The sequence below is a fragment of the Arenimonas sp. genome, from assembly GCF_044353605.1.
Lineage (GTDB): Bacteria > Pseudomonadota > Gammaproteobacteria > Xanthomonadales > Xanthomonadaceae > Arenimonas.
Genome location: NZ_JBILBO010000002.1, coordinates 121,885 through 138,630, shown reverse-complemented (window position 1 = coordinate 138,630; position 16,746 = coordinate 121,885). Strand labels below are relative to the sequence as shown.

The window sequence follows — 16,746 nt, the reverse complement described above, 5'->3', positions numbered from 1 at the left end:
CAGGATCATGCCTTCGATTATAAACGGCTTAGTCGCCGACGCCGTTAATGGCGCGTAAAGAAAACGCCGGCAAGCCGGCGTTTTCGGAAGAACTGTGCGCTACGCCTTACTTGCACTCACCCATGGCTGCCAGTCCGTTGTCACGGGCACGGGCATGCACGGTTTCCTGGGCTTTACCGACGTTGTTGACGATATCCTGACCCCAGATCTTCAGGGCGGCGGACTGCATGGCGCGGCCGTAGCTGAAGCTCAGCGGCCACGGCAGGTTTTCCACTTTGTTCATTTCGTTCAGATGCGCGGTGGCATCTTCGTCGGATTGACCGCCGGAGAGGAACACGATGCCCGGCAGCGCAGCCGGCACGGCCGACTTCAGGCACTGCACGGTGTAGTCGGCAACGTCTTCGACCGAGGCCTGATCCGGACAATCCTTGCCCGGGATGACCATGCTGGCTTTCAGGATGGTGCCTTCCAGCATCACATTATGCTGATACAGGGCATTGAACAGCGCGCGAAGCACCTTTTCGGTGACCACGAAGCAATCGTCGATGTCATGCTCGCCGTCCATGATCACTTCCGGCTCGACCATCGGTACGATGCCGGCTTCCTGGCACAGGGCGGCGTAGCGGGCCAGCGCGTGGGCATTGGCCTCGATGCAGGTATCCGACGGCATGCCGTCTTCAATGTTGATGTTGATGACCGCACGCCATTTGGCGAACTTGGCGCCGAGACCGGCATATTCATTCAGGCGCTCGCGCAGACCGTCGAGACCATCAGTGACCACTTCGCCCGGAAAGCCGGCCAGCGGCGTGGTGCCTTTGTCGACCTTGATGCCGGGCAGGATGCCGTTATCCATCATGACCTGGGTGAACGGTACGCCGTCCTTGGTTTTCTGGCGCAGGGTTTCGTCATAAAGAATAGCGCCGGAAATATGCTCGCCAAGACCCGGCGTGGTCAGCAGCATTTCGCGATAGGCGCGGCGGTTTTCTTCGGTGTTTTCCACACCCACGGTATCAAAGCGCTTCTTGATGGTGGCGTTGGATTCGTCGATGGCGATGATGCCTTTGCCGCGGGCAACCATGGCTTGGGCGATTTCAGGGAGTTGGTCGATGCTCATGAGGGCGATCCGGGGCTGGTTGGGGTGGCGATATTATACCCCATGGCCACGGAGCGCCGGGGTTACAGGTCGCCCAGACCTTCGGTTCGGCCGCCCTCGCCCACCGCCAGCAGGCGCAGGGTGTTGGTGGCGCCGTGCTGCTCCATGTGATCGCCACTGGTAATCAGCACGCGGTCGCCTGCGGCCAAATAGCCCTGATCGAACAGCTGCTTGATGGCTTTGCGGGCTGCGACCCGCATGGACTGGCCTTCGGAATCGAAATTGACCGGCGCGACATCACGCATCAATGCCATGCGCCGGCGGGCATAGCCGAAACGCGACAGTCCAAACAGCGGCACATTGGCACGGAACCGGGACAGATAGCGGGCCGTGCCGCCGGATTCGGTCAAGGCGATGATGCCGCGCAGCTTGATGTGCTCGGCAATGAACATGGCCGACATCGCGATGGCCTGGTCGACGCGCTCAAGATCACGCGGCGCCGCTTCGAAATCGGTGTCGTGCTTGAACTGACGCTCGGCGCCGAGACAAATGCGGTTCATCGCCTCCACCGCCTTGACCGGATAGGCGCCGGATGCGGTCTCGGCGGACAGCATCACGGCATCGGTACCATCAATCACTGAATTGGCGACGTCCAGCACTTCGGCGCGCGTCGGTATCGGATTATCAACCATCGACTGCAGCATCTGGGTGGCGGTAATCACCACCTTGTTGCATTCCAGCGCGGTCTTGATGATCAGCTTCTGCAGGCCGGGCAGCTCGGCATCGCCGATTTCGACACCCAGATCGCCGCGGGCGACCATGACCACATCGCTGGCCTGGGTGATTTCCACCAGACGTTCGATGGCCTCGGCGCGTTCGATCTTGGCCACAATGTGGGCATAGGACCCGTGACTGAGCGCAATCGAACGGGCCAGTTCAATATCGGCCGCGCTGCGGCAGAATGAAACTGCGAGAAAATCGACATCCAGCTTGGCGGCAATGGCGATGTGCTCTTTATCCTGCTCGGACAAGGCGTCCAGAGAGAGGCCGCCGCCAAGACGGTTCAGGCCCTTGCGGTTGGACAGCGCACCGCCAGCCAGCACTTCGGTGACGATGGTGTCGCCGTCGAGGGCTTTGACCATCAAAGCTACCAGCCCATCGTCCAGCAGCAGGGTATCGCCGGGCGCGACATCCTTGACCAGACCGAGGTAACTGACACCGACCTGGGTTTCGTCACCCAGCGGTGCATCGGCGCGGCAGACCAGACGGAATTCGCTGCCGTTGACCAGATGGACTTTGTCATTGGCGAATTTTTCGATGCGTATCTTGGGGCCCTGCAGATCGGCCAGAATGCCGACTTCGCGACCGAGGCTGGCGGCAATCTCGCGCACGCGGGTCACCCGCTCGGCATGCTGCTCGGCGGTGCCGTGCGAGAAATTCATGCGTACCACATTGACGCCGGCTTCGATGATCTGGGCCAGTACGCCGGGCTGATCGGTCGCAGGACCAAGCGTGGCCAGTATCTTGGTTCGGCGGAAGTGGATGCTCATATATTGGATTTATACTCTTGGATTAAGCCAAAGCCGGATCAGCCATGACCATGCACGCATCGATGCAGTGTATCAAAGACAAGCTTGCCACACTATCGGATTTTCCGGTACTTGAAAGCGACTGCATACGATTGCGCGGCATCCGGGATTCCGACCACGACGGGCTTTTCGCGCTGTTCTCCAACCCGCAGGTGATGCGCTACTGGAGCCGCGGACCAATGACAGACCGGCAGGAGGCCGTCGACTACGCGAAAACCATCCTTGACGGCTTCGTCAGACGCGACCTGCTGAACTGGATCGTGGCCGACACCAACAGCGACGCCATGATCGGCACCGCCACCCTTTACGAAATCAATCCACAGCATGCCCGTGCCGGACTGGGTTATGCCTTAATGCCCGAGTACTGGGGCAAAGGGCTGGCGCAGGAAGCCGCCACACTGGCGATCAGCTATGGGATTCTCGAGCTCGGGCTACACCGTATCGAGGCCGACACCGAACCCAACAACTTCCGTTCGAACAAGGTCCTGGAGCGCCTGGGTTTCCAACGCGAGGGTCTTCTGCGCGAACGCTTCTTTCATCCGGATGGCATCCAGGACTCACTGATTTTCGGCCTGCTGCGATCGGAATGGATCGCGTATCTGGAAAGACAGGGTTACCGATTCGATGCGGATTAAACCCCGCGTTCCATCAATGCGGTGACCGCCGGCAAGGGCTTGCCTTCACAGAACTCCAGAAAGGCACCACCACCGGTCGAGATGTAACCAACGTCGGCCTCGATGCCGAATTTATCGACGGCCGCCAATGTATCGCCGCCGCCGGCAATCGAGAACGCTGAGGATCGGGCTATGGCCCTTGCCAGCACTTCCGTGCCTTTGGCAAAGGCATCGAATTCAAACACACCGACCGGGCCGTTCCAGATCACCGTGCCGGCTTGCTCGATCAGGGTGGCATAACGCGCCGCCGTATCCGGCCCGATGTCCAGAATCAAATCATCCGCCTCAACATCGGCAACGGCTTTCACTGCAGCATCGGCATCGGCCGCGAAGGTTTTGGCCACGACCACATCGGAGGGAATCGGGATATCGGCACCACGGGCCTTGGCGTCGGCCAAAATGGCCTTGGCCGTGTCGAGCAGATCCGGTTCGTACAGGGATTTGCCGACCGGCAGACCGACCGCGGCCATGAACGTATTGGCGATGCCACCGCCGACAATGAGTTGATCGACCTTGCCGACCAGGTTGGCCAACAGTGCCAGTTTTGACGATACTTTAGATCCTGCGACAATCGCCAGTAAAGGCCGCTGCGGGGCCTCCAACGCTTTGGCCAAGGCATCCAGCTCCGCCATCAACAGCGGACCGCCGCAGGCGATTTTCGCAGCGCGGATGGCGCCATGCGTGCTGGCTTGGGCGCGGTGCGCGGTGCCAAAGGCATCCATGACATACACATCACACAAATCGGCCATTTTCTGGGACAGCGCCGCGTCGTCGGCACCCTCACCGACATTCATCCGGCAGTTTTCCAACAACACCAATTGTCCCGGATGGACATCCACGCCATCCAGCCAATCGCGTTTCAGCGGTACCGGCAGGCCCAACAGTTCGGACAGGCGGGCCGCCACCGGTGCCAGTGAATCGACTTCCGACCAAACGCCTTCGGTTGGTCGGCCCAGATGCGAGGTCACCATCACCGCCGCCCCCATTTCCAAGGCCAAGCGTAGTGTCGGCAATGCGGCTTTGATCCGCTGCTCGGAAGTGATCCGTCCCTCTTTCACCGGAACATTGAGGTCTTCACGGATCAGCACACGTTTGCCGCGCAAATCGAGATCGGTCATCCGGAGCACGGTCATGGCTTGGCTTCCTGTTGAAAATAAATATTATTGTCGCATTTTTCAGGGCATTTCCCAATCCTTTGACTTGAATCAAAGCCAAATCCGGCGGAGGCGTTTAGGATTTCGGACATGAGCCAAGCCACCCTTTTCGACCCGGACCTGATCCGTCGCTATGACGGTGTCGGGCCGCGTTACACCTCGTACCCGACCGCCCCGCAGTTCAGTCCGCAGTTCGGCAGCACGGAGCTATTGAAGGCTATTGCCGAAAGCAACGAAGATCCTATTCCGCGCGCACTGTCTTTGTATGCTCACATTCCGTTCTGCTTCAGCCCGTGTTTCTATTGCGGCTGCAACCGGATCATTACCCGCGACGCCGACAAGAAACAGGACTATCTGGAAAACCTGCTCAAGGAAGTCCGGATGCTGGCTCCCCTGTTCGACCGCGATCGCGAAGTGGTGCAGCTGCATCTGGGCGGCGGCACCCCGAACGCGCTCAATATCAGCCAACTGGCTGAGCTGATGCAGGAGTTCGCCCGCAACTTCCATTTCGCTCCCGAGCGCGAACGCGATTTCTCAATCGAAGTCGATCCGCGAACGGTCGATGTTGCTGACATCGGCGCCCTGCGTGCCATTGGCTTCAACCGCGTCAGTCTGGGCATCCAGGATTTCGACCCGCAAGTCCAACTGGCCATCAACCGCTTGCAGGACACCGATCGCATCCGCGATATCTTCAATGCCTGCAAAGCCAACGGTTTCGGCTCGGTTAATTTCGACCTGATCTACGGACTGCCGATGCAGAACACGGAAACGTTCGCGGCAACCCTCGCAACGGTTGCCCGCATTCGCCCGGACCGCATCGCGCTCTATAGCTATGCACACATGCCGGAACTGTTCAAAGCCCAGAACAAGATCAATGTCCTGAGCATCCCCGATCCGGAACGCAAACTGGCCTTGTTCCAGCTCGCGGTGGAAACCCTGATGGCCGAAGGCTATGTCTACATCGGCATGGATCATTTCGCCCTGCCCGGAGATGAACTCACTCTGGCCCAGGCCAGTGGCGATCTGCACCGAAATTTCATGGGTTACACCACCCGCAAGCAAACCGATCTGGTCGGATTCGGGGTCAGTGCCATCAGCCAAATCGGGGACTGCTACGCGCAGAATGTCAAAGACCTGCCGTCATGGACGGCGTGTGCGCAATCCGGAAAACCGGCTACTGTCCGCGGCCTGCGCACGCACAACGACGACCGTATCCGTGCCGATGTCATTCAGTCCATCATGTGCCAGGGTCATATGCAGTTTGATGAGATCGCGCGGCGTTTCGGCATCGTGTTCGCGGATTACTTCCGCGACGAACTGGAACAGCTTCCGGCCTTGGCCGAAGACGGCTTGATTGCTCTGGACTCGGCCTCACTGACCGTGCTGCCGCGCGGGCGTCTACTGCTCAGGGTCATCGCTTCGCGCTTCGATGCCTACCTGCCGAAGAAGACGATACCGAGCGAATTGCTGCGGCAGGCGCGCTGAACCCCTAAAGCCCGTAGCGTATGCGAAAATAGCCTGAATTCAGGGCGCTTCGCATGCCAGAACATCCATCAACGCCAACGATTGCCGAAGCCGTCGCCATCCTCCGGGGCGGCGGCCTTTTAGCGATTCCGACTGAAACCGTCTACGGGTTAGCGGCCGATGCGCGCAATGCCGAAGCCGTTGCGCGGATATTCGCTCTGAAAGGCCGGCCCTCCGACCACCCTTTGATCGTACATATCGCTGGCTCGGATGCCATCGAGGCTTGGGCGAGCACGATTCCGGAATCGGCAAAAAAGTTGGCGACACACTTTTGGCCCGGCCCCCTGACCTTGATTCTGAAAAAGCGTTCGGATGTGCCAGACGCGGTGACCGGTGGCCAGGATACCGTCGGTCTCCGTTCTCCGGACCATCCGCTGACGCTTTCATTGCTTCGGGCCTTCGGCGGCGGCCTGGCTGCGCCCTCGGCCAACCGTTTCGGCCGCATCTCACCGACCAGTGCCGACCATGTTCGTGATGAATTCGGCGAAAACGCACCGCTGATTCTGGATGGCGGTCCCTGCCCGGTCGGCATCGAAAGTACCATCGTCGATCTCAGCCAAAGTCCTCCCCGCATACTGCGTGAGGGTCATATCCGGCGTGAACAGCTTCTGCCATTCCTGCCTGACCTGCAAAGTGGCTTGATCACCGCCAGCCCGCGAGTTTCTGGAAGTCTGGACGCCCACTATGCGCCGCGCACGCCGATGCGCATGCTGGAACGCAGGCGCCTGATTGAAGCTGCCGCGGACGAACCGCACAGTGTGCTATTGGCACTCGATGCCCTGCCTGCGAAAACGCAGGGGCTCAGTCTGCCGGCACAAGCCGAAGCTTACGCCCATGGCCTGTATGCTGCCCTACGCGAGCTTGACTCCTGCAATGCCGCGTTCATCCTGATTGAACAGCCGCCTTCCGGACCGGACTGGCTGGCGGTGAATGACCGCATCAAACGCGCCCTAGCTGGCGCCGGTAGTTAACGTTGAAAGCCTTACGATTGACTATCAAAACTGTAGCCGAATTCCTTCAAGTCCTCCTGAAACCAATCTGCCACTAACTTCGCACTGAAGTCATCATAAAATTCATGGTATGTGGACACTAGAGTTGAATTCAAATGCGGAAGTTCTTCAGGAAATCCTAAATCATCTGCTACTGACTTATATTCGTGCGCCAAATTTTCAAAATGGATTATTTTATCCATCTTGATTTGGCCATTGTAATCTTTCAGCCATTCAACCTGAGGCAAAAAATGCTGAGGGCGATTATAGAATTTCTTATCCTTATCCGGCCCTAATGTAAACTTTAACCACTCGGAAAATGAAACAAACTCAACTCCGTCATTTTTCATCATTGTCTTAGGCTTAGTCTTTATATTATGTTTGTAGTGCGAGAACATTTTATCCCAAGGGTTCCGAACAACCGTAAACTTGTAGGCGGAATTCCACTTTTCATTTCCAATGACATCGATAACTTCCTTTGCCGTCAGGTGCTTCCTAAAAGGCTTTCCGGTATAACTGACGATACTGGTACCAGCGGTCTTATTGATGTGAATGAAAACGAAATCGCGTTTCGGGCCCTTACGTAATGGGGAATTAAAGTGCAACCCAATTCTATTTTTGAATTTTTCGATGAATGGAAACTTCATTTTTTAGCTCTCTGTTGACACCTTACAACTAGATTAACAATTAGTAGCAATTTAGCACACCCCACCACAATCAATTCATTTCAATATGAAAAAGCCCGCAATCGCGGGCTTTTTCTTACTTCGTCTGATTGTGCTTACTTGGCATTCATCAGGGCAACCGTCATATCGAGCATGCGGTTGGAGAAGCCCCACTCGTTGTCGTACCAGGAGCAGACCTTGACCAGCGTACCGCCCATGACCTGGGTCAGGGTGCTGTCATAGACCGAGCTGTTTGGATTGTGGTTGAAGTCGATCGACACCAGCGGCTTGCTGTTGTAACCGAGGATATTCTTGAGCGGACCCTCGGAAGCGGCCTTCAGCACCGCATCGATTTCTTCCTTGGTGGTTTCGCGGGCAGCGACGAATGACAGATCGACGACCGAGACGTTGATGGTCGGAACACGCATCGAGAAACCGGTCAGTTTGCCATTGAGTTCCGGCAGCACCAGGCCGACTGCGGCAGCGGCACCGGTCTTGGTCGGAATCTGGCTCATGGTGGCGCTACGGGCGCGGCGCAGGTCGCTGTGGAACACGTCGGTCAGCACCTGGTCATTGGTGTAGGCATGGATGGTGGTCATCAGGCCGTGCACGATGCCGATTTCCTCATGCAATGCCATGGCCAGTGGCGCCAGGCAGTTGGTGGTGCAGGACGCGTTGGAGATGACGGTATGCTCGGCCTTCAGCAGGTGGTGGTTGACGCCGTAAACGAAGGTGCCGTCGACGTCTTTGTCGCCCGGCGCGGAAATGATGACTTTCTTGGCGCCGCCGGCAAGATGCGCCGAGGCCTTGGCTTTGGAAGTGAACAGGCCGGTGCATTCCAGGACCACGTCGACATCGTGCGCGCCCCATGGAATTTCGGCCGGGTTACGCACCGCATAGACCTTGATGCGGTCGCCGTTGACGATCAGATCGCCGCCTTCGGCGGTGACCGTACCCGGGAACTTGCCATGGGCGGTGTCGTACTGGGTCAGATGGGCATTGGTTTCGGCATCGCCCAGATCGTTGATGGCGACCACCTGGATTTCATTCGTACGGCCGGATTCATAGAGGGCGCGCATTACATTGCGGCCGATGCGGCCATAGCCGTTGATGGCAACTTTGATGGTCATTAGAGACTCCCGGTGGGCGGTGAAAGCGCTATTTTAGCAAAGTTTGCAGGGCCACTGGGCTGGGCAAACGGGGGATGCCGTATCATGTGGATTGACTGCATCTGCTTCGGTACACCATGGATTTAGATATCCTCGCCTTGGCCGGCCTGTTCTTTCTGGTGGCCGCGCTCTATTCCTCCGTGGGTCATGCCGGCGCCAGCGGCTATCTGGCCGCAATGGCCCTGCTCGGCTTCGCCCCGGAGCAGATGCGCCCGACCGCGCTGGCACTGAATATTTTAGTCGGTGGTATCGGTCTTTGGCGTTTCTACCGGGCCGATCTGGTGCCCTGGCGCAAAGTGCTGCCCTTCGTGCTGGCCTCGATTCCGATGGCTTTTCTGGCGGCGCAGTGGGAAATTCCCAAGGAAACCTACAGCTTTTTGCTGGGCGCACTGCTCCTCACCGCAGCCATCGGCGCCTGGCGTAACGGCCAGCAGTTGGCGCAGACCGGGGAATCCATGTCCTCGAAACCGGTACCATGGCCTGCCGCACTGGCCGCCGGCGCTGCCATCGGCTGTCTGTCAGGCATTACCGGCACCGGCGGTGCAATCTTCCTGACGCCGCTGATCCTGGCCATGGGCTGGGCGCACACACGTGAGGCCTCGGGACTGTCGGTCGCCTTCGTCTGGCTGAACTCGCTGGCGGCCATTCTCGGGCTATTACGCAGCAATCAGAGCTTTCCGGAAGCATTGCCGTTGTGGCTGATGGCAGTTGCCTTGGGCGCGGTGCTCGGCACACAGCTGGGCATCCAGCGTTGGCCCGTGCACCGGCTTCGCAAAAGTCTGGCGGTGGTGTTGGCGATAGCGGCCGGAAAACTACTACTCAGCTAGTTGTAGACGAACGCAATCCGCGCATCACTTCAGATTTTCAACAGCCGAAACCACCGCATCCATGGTAATGCCGAAGTGCACATACAGCTGGTCTGCCGGTGCCGAAGCGCCGAAGGAATTCATGCCGATGACTTCGCCGTCGAGACCGACGTACTTGTACCAAAAGTCGCGCGTACCGGCCTCAACGGCCACGCGGCGTTTGCAGGCAGACGGCAACACCGATTCACGGTAAGCGGCATCTTGGCGGTCGAACACGGTTGTACTCGGCATCGACACCACACGCACGGCCTTGCCCTGTCCGGCCAATTGCTTCGCGGCCTGCACGGCCAGCTCCACTTCCGAACCGGTTGCAATCAGAATGACATCGCAGACGCCGGGGTTGGATTCAAACAGCACATAAGCACCGCGTGCGATATCGGCGACCTGCTGCGGACTGCGCGGCTGGTGGGCCAGATTCTGTCGGCTGAACACCAGACAGCTCGGGCCGCCGCGACGTTTGATGGCTTCCGCCCAGGCCATTGCCGACTCGACGGCATCGCAGGGACGCCAGACATCATTGTTCGGAATATAGCGCAAGGAGGCCATGTGCTCGATCGGCTGATGGGTCGGGCCGTCTTCACCAAGACCGATGGAGTCATGCGTGAAGACATGGATGGCATTGGCTGGAATCAATGCCGACATGCGCAATGCGTTGCGCGAATAATCGGAGAATACCAGGAAGGTCGCATCGTAAGGCAGGAATCCGCCATGCAGTGCCAGGCCGTTGGCGATGGCGCTCATGCCGAATTCTCGGACGCCGTAGTACACGTAATTGGCATCGGCATCGGAACCGGCAACGGACTTGGATCCTTTCCACAAGGTCAGGTTGGAGTGCGCCAGATCGGCGGAGCCCCCAATTAATTCCGGCAACAGCGGCGCGAAGGTCTCGATGGCCATCTGCGAAGCCTTACGCGAGGCCACGACCGGGCCTTCGGCCTGCAGCTTGGCGATATAGTCAGCCGCGGCCTTGTCGAAGTTTTCCGGAAGCGCTCCGGACAGACGACGCTGCAGCTCGGCCGCCGGCTCCGGATGGGCCGTGGCATAGGCGCTGAACAGGACATTCCATGCGGCTTCGCGCTTGCCACCGGCATCCCGAGCATCCCAAGCATCGTACACGGCATCAGGAATCTCGAAGGGCGCATGCGGCCATTTCAGCGCGGCTCGGGTCAATGCGATTTCATCTTTACCCAGCGGCGCACCGTGCGCACTCTCCTTGCCCTGCTTGTTCGGTGAGCCGAAACCAATCGTGGTCCGGCAGCAGATCAGGGTCGGCTTGCCGATTTCGGCCTGCGCGGTACGGATGGCCTGATCAATCTCGACCGGATCATGGCCGTTGACATGACGGATGACCTGCCAGCCATAGGCCTCGAAACGTGCGGGTGTATCGTCGGTGAACCAGCCATCGGTATTGCCGTCGATAGAGATGTTGTTGTCATCCCAGAAGCAGATCAGCTTGCCAAGACCCCAGGTTCCAGCCAGCGAGGCGGCCTCGTGCGAAACGCCTTCCATGAGGCAGCCATCGCCGAGAAACACCCAGGTGGCGTGATCGATGACATCAAAACCGGGGCGATTGAAACGTTGCGCCAGTACTTTTTCAGCCAAGGCAAAACCCACGGCATTGGCCAAGCCCTGTCCGAGCGGACCGGTGGTGGTTTCCACGCCGGGCGTTTCCGCGGCTTCCGGATGGCCCGCAGTGCGCGAATGCAGCTGGCGGAAACGCTTCAGCTCATCGATCGGCAAATCATATCCGGACAGGTGCAGCAAGGCGTAGTGCAGCATCGAACCATGGCCATTCGACAGTACGAAACGGTCGCGGTTGGGCCACTTCGGATTGACCGGATTATGCCGGTAATAGCCGTTCCAGAGCACCTCGGCGATATCGGCCATGCCCATCGGCATGCCCGGATGCCCGGACTTGGCCGCTTCCACGGCATCGATGGCGAGAAAACGGACGGCGTTGGCCAGCTCGGTACGGGATGCGCTCATGGGGCGGCTCGGGTGCGGGGATGCGCTATTTTACCCGAAAGCCGATTTTTCCGGTTCGCCGAAATGGAAAATGGCCGCTTGCGCGGCCATTTCCGTATACCGGAAGCAAAGACCCGATTAGTTGACGCGCGGGGCCGGCTTCAGAATGCGCGGGGTCACGAAAATGAGCAGCTCTGCTTTTTCCATGTCCTTGCTTGATTTCTTGAACAGGGCGCCGAGGAACGGGATGTCGCCGAGGAACGGAACCTTGCTGACGTCGTCACGGTTCTTGAACTCGTAAACACCACCGATGACCACGGTCTGGCCGTCATCAACCAGAACCGCCGTGCTGACCTCACGCTTCTGGATCTGCGGCACGTCACCGGTCGGAGTCGACAGGAAGTCCTTGATTTCGTCTTTCTTGACGCCGAGATCGAGGAATACGCGGCCGTCCTGGGTGATGGTCGGGGTCACTTTCAGTTCGAGCAACACTTCCTTGAACTCGACCGTTGCCTGCGGGACAGTGGTGGTGCCGGAAGCCTGCGTGGTCACGTAACCGACTTCGTCACCCTGGCGGATGACCGCGGCTTTCTGGTTCGAAGTAATCACGCGCGGATTGGAAATGACTTCACCACGGCCCTTGGTTTCCAGGGCCTGCAGCTCGACATCCAAAGACGTGTTGGCGCCGAGGATGCTGAAGTTCAGGATTCCGGCCGGATTGCTCAGCGGCAGATTCACATTGAAGCCGGAATCGCGGGTCACGCCCGGATTGGTGGAATCAACACCGTAACGGTCATTAACGCCGAACTTGGCACCGAGTTCACGGGCAAAGGAATCCTGCGCGACCACGATGCGGGCCTCGATCATGACCTGGTCCACGGCGCGGTCGAGAGTCAGCAGCAGCTGTTTGACTTCGGCAACTTTTTTCGGGATATCAATCAGCAACAGGGTGTTGGTACGCGGATCAAAGCTGACGCTGCCGCGCGGCGACAGGAAGCCACGCTGTTGGGCGCCACCTGCACTGGCGCCACCTGCACTGGCTCCACCCGAACCCGACTTGCTGTTCTCGGTCAGCAGTCTGGCAATCGCTTCGGCATTACCATAATTGATCTGGATATACTCGCTGATGGTTTCTTCGCGGGTTTCGATGGCGATGCGGGCATCTTCCTTGGCCTGCTCGTAGGAAGCGAGTTCCTGCTGCGGACCGATCCAGATGACATTGCCGTCCTTGCGCTTATCAAGGCCTTTGGCACGCAATACGATCTCCAACGCCTGATCCCAAGGCACATTGACCAGACGCAGAGTCACATTACCGCCGACCGAATCAGCAGCGACGATATTGAGGTTGGATTCGTCGGCAATCAACTGTAGCACGGTGCGCACTGGCACATCCTGGAAGTTGAAGGTCACCGGACGACCGGCATAGCCGGAGGTTTTCTTGCCACTGGAAACGGCACCGGTACGGGCCAAATCGGTTTTAGCGGCAACGGCAGAGGCTTTCGGCGTGACTTCGACGACATACTCGTTGCCGGTCTGATAGGCCATCATGTCGGCCTTGCCCTTGGTGTTCAGCACCAAACGGGTTTTGCCGCCCATATCACGGGCATCGATGTTCATGACCGGCGTGGCGTAGCCCGCCACATCCATCTGGCGACGTAGTTCGGCCGGCAGTTTGGCGTTAGCGATTTCCACCACCAGCTCTGTACCCTGTTCTTTCATGACCGGAGTGGCGTTGGCGCCGTCGAAACGCACAATCATGCGACCGGAACCGTTATCGCCGCGTTTGAAATCGATGGCGGAAACTGCAACGGCATTGCCAGCTGCGGATTTCGGATCAAGGGTCAGTACCAACGTGTTTCCTATGGCCTGCGTCTGGTACTGGGCATTCTTGGCCAGATCGACCACAACGCGAGTACGTCCCCCGGACTCGACGGTGTTCACCGATTTGGCAGCACCACTGGTCAGCTGCAGTCTGCGCTGGGCGAAGGCATTGCTGGTTTCCGGCAGATCGATGGCAATCCGTGGCGGATTGTCGGTGCTGAAAGCCTGGATATCCCCGACAGGTTCGGCGAACTGCAGCGTGATGGCCGTTTTGCCATCCGCCTGCGTTGCGGCTTTGACATCCTTGAGGACGTTTTCGGCCCAAGCGGTCTGCGCGAACAGAAGGCAGAGTGCGGCGCTAAGCAAACCGGACTTGAAGCCGGCGCCCTGCGATTTCCTGTTGAAAATATTCGTCATTTCTTTTCCCCACTATTTGATTCGTTCAACGCAATGGATGCCTGGCGTTCAAGCCAACCGCCATTGCCGTCAGGCACCAGTTCAACCAATTCAATGCGGTTACCCGACACCGCGACCACCCGGCCATCGCTTTGGCCGAGATACACGCCGGGGCGGACCCGGTAAGTCACCTTGTCGGGTGCCAACACCAGCGCCGAAAGCCCGGAACCGCTACCGATGCTGCCAACCATGCTGAGCGTATCGAGCGTATATGCCTCGAGCGGCTGGCGGCGGCGGTTCAGATCGGGGCTCGGACCCCCGGTATTGGACATGCGGTTGAGCGGCGGCTTAGTGAACGGATCGCGCAGACCTTCGGGTGAATACACCACGACCGGTGGATCCTGGACCAGCGGCAGCGGATCCAATGGCGGTGCCGGCTTGTTCTTGACTACGTTGATCCATGTACGCAGGTCGGAATCGCCTTTGGTACAAGCGGCAGTCATCAGCAAAGCGGAGGCAAGCAGCAGCCAACGGGTGTTACGCAGTGAAATCATCACGGCGCACCCCCTTCCACCGGAGCCGCGGCCTGTTCATTGGGATCCAGGTAGCGGTAGGTTTTGATGGTGCCGGCCATTTCCAGAAGCTCGTTGTTGGTACCACGGGGCTTCAGCGAAATATCATGCATGGTCATGATCACGACGCGTGGCAAGGAAGCCACACCGCTCATGAAGGCGCCGAACTGGTGGTAGTTGCCCACCATCCGGATTGAAATCGGTTTTTCGGCGTAGAACTCGCGCGGCGTTTCCGGGCCGGGCTGGAACAGCTCGTTGGTGATGCCGCTCTGCAAGGCTTCTTGGGAGACGTCGACGATCAGATCCGGCATTTCATTCTTGCTGGGCAACTGACGCAGCATCTGCTGGAGGATAAGCTCCATCTGAACTAATTGCTGCTTGAGCGGCTCCAGATTGGATGCGCGCGCCTGCTTGTTTTCGAAATCGGCACGCAACGCGGTTTCATCCGATTCCAGACGCAGCATTTCATCACGCTTGTCCTTGATCATGAAAAACCAGGCGCCCAGCAGGATCAGTATGACAAGAAATATGCAGACAGCGTATTTCAGCTCCTTCGGCCAGGATCCCGATGATTTGAAATCGATATCACTGAGATTGATGTTCTTCATTGCGCACCCCCCTGTACCGGTGCGGCCTCGGTGGCCTGACCCGCTTCGGCAGCAGGCGCTTTCACCTTGGCATTGAGGATGAATTCATACGGCAACGCACGGTCGCCGCCACGGGCTTCGATCACGGTCAGATCGGGGTCGGAAACGACCGGCGACGCCATGATATTCCGCATGTAGCTACTGACGCGTGCATTCGACTGGACGCGACCTTGGATGACCAGATCCGGACCGCTCTGGCGGATGGTGGAGATCTGGGCACCATCGGCAATGGTTTTGGCCAGTTCAGTGAACAGGCTGACCATTTCATAGCGTTTGCCTTGGAGCTCCTCGATGACTTTCTTACGCGCCAACAGGCTTTCCTTGCGCTTGTCGAGCTCTTCGATTTCCTTGATCTTGACTTCGACCGCAGCGATTTCCTGGCGCAGCAGTTCATTGCGCTGGTTCTGCCCGGTGACTTGCCCTGAATAATAAAGATAGACCAAGGCGCTCAGCACCAAGCCGGCCACTGCGGCCAGACCCAGCATGCCATTGAACTGGCGTTGCTGCGATTTACGGCGATCTTCGCGCCATGGCAATAGGTTGATTTTGGCCATTAGTCGAAACTCCTCAGGGCGAGTCCGCACGCAATCAGCAGAGCCGGTGCGTCGGCGGCCAGGGCATGCGCCTGGACCCGAGGACTGACCGTCATGCTTGCGATCGGATTGGCCGTCATGGTGCTGACGCCGAGGTGCTGCTCAACGACCTGATCAAGGCCGGCAATGGACGCAGTGCCGCCGGCCAAAACGATCTGGTCGACGCGGGAAAAATCGCTGCCGGAATAGAAGAATTGCAGCAAACGCGAAATCTGCTGGGCAACCCCTTCCTTGAACGGTTCGAGCACTTCGGATTCATAGCTTTCCGGCAGACCGCCGAGTTTTTTGGCAGCACCGGCTTCGCTGAAGCTCAGGCCGTAGCGCCGCATGATTTCCTCGGACAGCTGCTTGCCGCCGAACACCTGTTCACGGGAGTAAATGCTGCGGCCTTCCTTGATTACGTTCAGCGTCGTCAGATTGGCGCCGATATCGACCACCGCGGTCAAGCCGCCGGCAGGAATATCGAGCTGGTTGAAAATGAGTTTGAAAGCGTTCTCGAGTGCAAAGACCTCGACATCCACCACCTGGGCTTCAAGACCGGCAATTTCAAGTTCGGCCTGACGCGCTTCCACGTTTTCGGTACGTGCCGCGGCAATCATCACCTGCACGGACTCGCTATTGGGTATCGGGCCGAGTACTTCGAAATCCAGACTGACTTCTTCCATCTGGTAAGGAATATGGTTGGAGGCCTCATCGAAAACCTGCTCTTCCATGGCCTTATCATCAAGACCGTCAGTCACACTAATGACCTTGGTGATGACCGACGATCCGGAAATGGCGACGGCGGCATGCTTGGATTTGCTACCCGACTTGGCAACGGCGCGCTTTATGGCGGCCCCAATGACTTCGGTCTGTATCGCCGACTTGTCGCCGCTCGGGTTGGCCGGAAGCGGTTCGACGGCGTAATGCTCGACACGGTAGCGACCCGCGCTTTTGCTCAGTTGCAGCACTTTGACGGCTGCGGCACTGATATCAATCCCGATCAACGGCGCTGATTGTTCACCGAATAATTGCACTGTTTCCCCCAGT

15 protein-coding genes are annotated in these 16,746 nt (G+C 58.4%); 4 read left to right on the top strand and 11 right to left on the bottom strand.

Annotated elements, in window-relative coordinates; genetic code table 11:
- Window positions 1-106: 106 nt before the first annotated feature.
- On the bottom strand, window positions 107-1,114 hold the full coding sequence (locus ACIQ1A_RS01935) for a class I fructose-bisphosphate aldolase (protein ID WP_395769393.1): 1,008 nt from the start codon (window positions 1,112-1,114) through the stop codon (window positions 107-109).
- Window positions 1,115-1,176: 62 nt separating this feature from the next.
- A complete protein-coding gene (pyk, locus tag ACIQ1A_RS01930) occupies window positions 1,177-2,643 on the bottom strand; it encodes a pyruvate kinase (protein ID WP_395769392.1) in 1,467 nt (488 codons plus the stop codon).
- A 44-nt stretch (window positions 2,644-2,687) separates the two neighbouring features.
- On the opposite strand from pyk, the gene ACIQ1A_RS01925 reads away from it, so the two are divergent.
- Window positions 2,688-3,317: a GNAT family N-acetyltransferase gene (locus tag ACIQ1A_RS01925; protein WP_395769391.1), complete on the top strand. Its 630-nt coding sequence runs from the start codon at window positions 2,688-2,690 to the stop codon at window positions 3,315-3,317.
- Here the strand turns inward: ACIQ1A_RS01925 and ACIQ1A_RS01920 are convergent.
- A complete protein-coding gene (locus tag ACIQ1A_RS01920) occupies window positions 3,314-4,489 on the bottom strand; it encodes a phosphoglycerate kinase (protein ID WP_395769390.1) in 1,176 nt (391 codons plus the stop codon). The genes ACIQ1A_RS01925 and ACIQ1A_RS01920 overlap by 4 nt on opposite strands.
- Before the next feature lie 111 nt (window positions 4,490-4,600).
- Here ACIQ1A_RS01920 and hemN point away from each other — a divergent pair, with 111 nt between their 5' ends.
- Both hemN and ACIQ1A_RS01910 read left to right on the top strand, forming a co-directional pair.
- On the top strand, window positions 4,601-5,995 hold the full coding sequence (gene hemN / locus ACIQ1A_RS01915) for an oxygen-independent coproporphyrinogen III oxidase (protein WP_395769389.1): 1,395 nt from the start codon (window positions 4,601-4,603) through the stop codon (window positions 5,993-5,995).
- A 53-nt stretch (window positions 5,996-6,048) separates the two neighbouring features.
- Window positions 6,049-7,005: an L-threonylcarbamoyladenylate synthase gene (locus ACIQ1A_RS01910; protein WP_395769388.1), complete on the top strand. Its 957-nt coding sequence runs from the start codon at window positions 6,049-6,051 to the stop codon at window positions 7,003-7,005.
- 11 nt (window positions 7,006-7,016) lie between these two features.
- Here the strand turns inward: ACIQ1A_RS01910 and ACIQ1A_RS01905 are convergent, their stop codons facing one another.
- Both ACIQ1A_RS01905 and gap read right to left on the bottom strand, forming a co-directional pair.
- A complete protein-coding gene (locus ACIQ1A_RS01905; RefSeq protein ID WP_395769387.1) occupies window positions 7,017-7,670 on the bottom strand; it encodes a sulfotransferase family 2 domain-containing protein in 654 nt (217 codons plus the stop codon).
- A gap of 134 nt (window positions 7,671-7,804) precedes the next feature.
- On the bottom strand, window positions 7,805-8,818 hold the full coding sequence (gene gap, locus ACIQ1A_RS01900) for a type I glyceraldehyde-3-phosphate dehydrogenase (RefSeq protein WP_395769386.1): 1,014 nt from the start codon (window positions 8,816-8,818) through the stop codon (window positions 7,805-7,807).
- Window positions 8,819-8,934: 116 nt separating this feature from the next.
- Between gap and ACIQ1A_RS01895 the strand changes: the two genes are divergently transcribed.
- A complete protein-coding gene (locus ACIQ1A_RS01895) occupies window positions 8,935-9,684 on the top strand; it encodes a sulfite exporter TauE/SafE family protein (RefSeq protein WP_395769385.1) in 750 nt (249 codons plus the stop codon).
- A 24-nt stretch (window positions 9,685-9,708) separates the two neighbouring features.
- On the opposite strand, the gene tkt is transcribed toward ACIQ1A_RS01895, so the two are convergent.
- From tkt to ACIQ1A_RS01865, 6 genes are all read right to left on the bottom strand, one after another.
- Window positions 9,709-11,709: a transketolase gene (gene tkt, locus ACIQ1A_RS01890; protein WP_395769384.1), complete on the bottom strand. Its 2,001-nt coding sequence runs from the start codon at window positions 11,707-11,709 to the stop codon at window positions 9,709-9,711.
- Window positions 11,710-11,826: 117 nt separating this feature from the next.
- Entirely contained in the window at window positions 11,827-13,926 is a 2,100-nt protein-coding gene (gene pilQ / locus ACIQ1A_RS01885) for a type IV pilus secretin PilQ (RefSeq protein WP_395769383.1), read from the bottom strand.
- Complete coding sequence (locus ACIQ1A_RS01880; protein ID WP_395769483.1) at window positions 13,923-14,456, bottom strand: pilus assembly protein PilP; 534 nt, start codon at window positions 14,454-14,456, stop codon at window positions 13,923-13,925. Before ACIQ1A_RS01880 ends, pilQ begins: the two co-directional genes overlap by 4 nt.
- Before the next feature lie 2 nt (window positions 14,457-14,458).
- Window positions 14,459-15,085, bottom strand: a complete 627-nt coding sequence (locus tag ACIQ1A_RS01875; protein ID WP_395769382.1) for a type 4a pilus biogenesis protein PilO — start codon at window positions 15,083-15,085, stop codon at window positions 14,459-14,461.
- A complete protein-coding gene (locus ACIQ1A_RS01870) occupies window positions 15,082-15,678 on the bottom strand; it encodes a PilN domain-containing protein (protein WP_395769381.1) in 597 nt (198 codons plus the stop codon). The genes ACIQ1A_RS01875 and ACIQ1A_RS01870 overlap by 4 nt, the downstream gene beginning before the upstream one ends.
- Complete coding sequence (locus ACIQ1A_RS01865; RefSeq protein ID WP_395769380.1) at window positions 15,678-16,733, bottom strand: pilus assembly protein PilM; 1,056 nt, start codon at window positions 16,731-16,733, stop codon at window positions 15,678-15,680. Before ACIQ1A_RS01865 ends, ACIQ1A_RS01870 begins: the two co-directional genes overlap by 1 nt.
- Window positions 16,734-16,746: the final 13 nt, after the last annotated feature.

Excerpts from the sequence above, each read along its gene's own strand:
- ACIQ1A_RS01935 (WP_395769393.1), bottom strand. The coding sequence starts at position 1,114 with ATGAGCATCGACCAACTCCCTGAAATCGCCCAAGCCATGGTTGCCCGC.
- pyk (WP_395769392.1), bottom strand. The coding sequence starts at position 2,643 with ATGAGCATCCACTTCCGCCGAACCAAGATACTGGCCACGCTTGGTCCT.
- ACIQ1A_RS01925 (WP_395769391.1), top strand. The coding sequence starts at position 2,688 with ATGACCATGCACGCATCGATGCAGTGTATCAAAGACAAGCTTGCCACA.
- ACIQ1A_RS01920 (WP_395769390.1), bottom strand. The coding sequence starts at position 4,489 with ATGACCGTGCTCCGGATGACCGATCTCGATTTGCGCGGCAAACGTGTG.
- hemN (WP_395769389.1), top strand. The coding sequence starts at position 4,601 with ATGAGCCAAGCCACCCTTTTCGACCCGGACCTGATCCGTCGCTATGAC.
- ACIQ1A_RS01910 (WP_395769388.1), top strand. The coding sequence starts at position 6,049 with ATGCCAGAACATCCATCAACGCCAACGATTGCCGAAGCCGTCGCCATC.
- ACIQ1A_RS01905 (WP_395769387.1), bottom strand. The coding sequence starts at position 7,670 with ATGAAGTTTCCATTCATCGAAAAATTCAAAAATAGAATTGGGTTGCAC.
- gap (WP_395769386.1), bottom strand. The coding sequence starts at position 8,818 with ATGACCATCAAAGTTGCCATCAACGGCTATGGCCGCATCGGCCGCAAT.
- ACIQ1A_RS01895 (WP_395769385.1), top strand. The coding sequence starts at position 8,935 with ATGGATTTAGATATCCTCGCCTTGGCCGGCCTGTTCTTTCTGGTGGCC.
- tkt (WP_395769384.1), bottom strand. The coding sequence starts at position 11,709 with ATGAGCGCATCCCGTACCGAGCTGGCCAACGCCGTCCGTTTTCTCGCC.
- pilQ (WP_395769383.1), bottom strand. The coding sequence starts at position 13,926 with ATGACGAATATTTTCAACAGGAAATCGCAGGGCGCCGGCTTCAAGTCC.
- ACIQ1A_RS01875 (WP_395769382.1), bottom strand. The coding sequence starts at position 15,085 with ATGAAGAACATCAATCTCAGTGATATCGATTTCAAATCATCGGGATCC.
- ACIQ1A_RS01870 (WP_395769381.1), bottom strand. The coding sequence starts at position 15,678 with ATGGCCAAAATCAACCTATTGCCATGGCGCGAAGATCGCCGTAAATCG.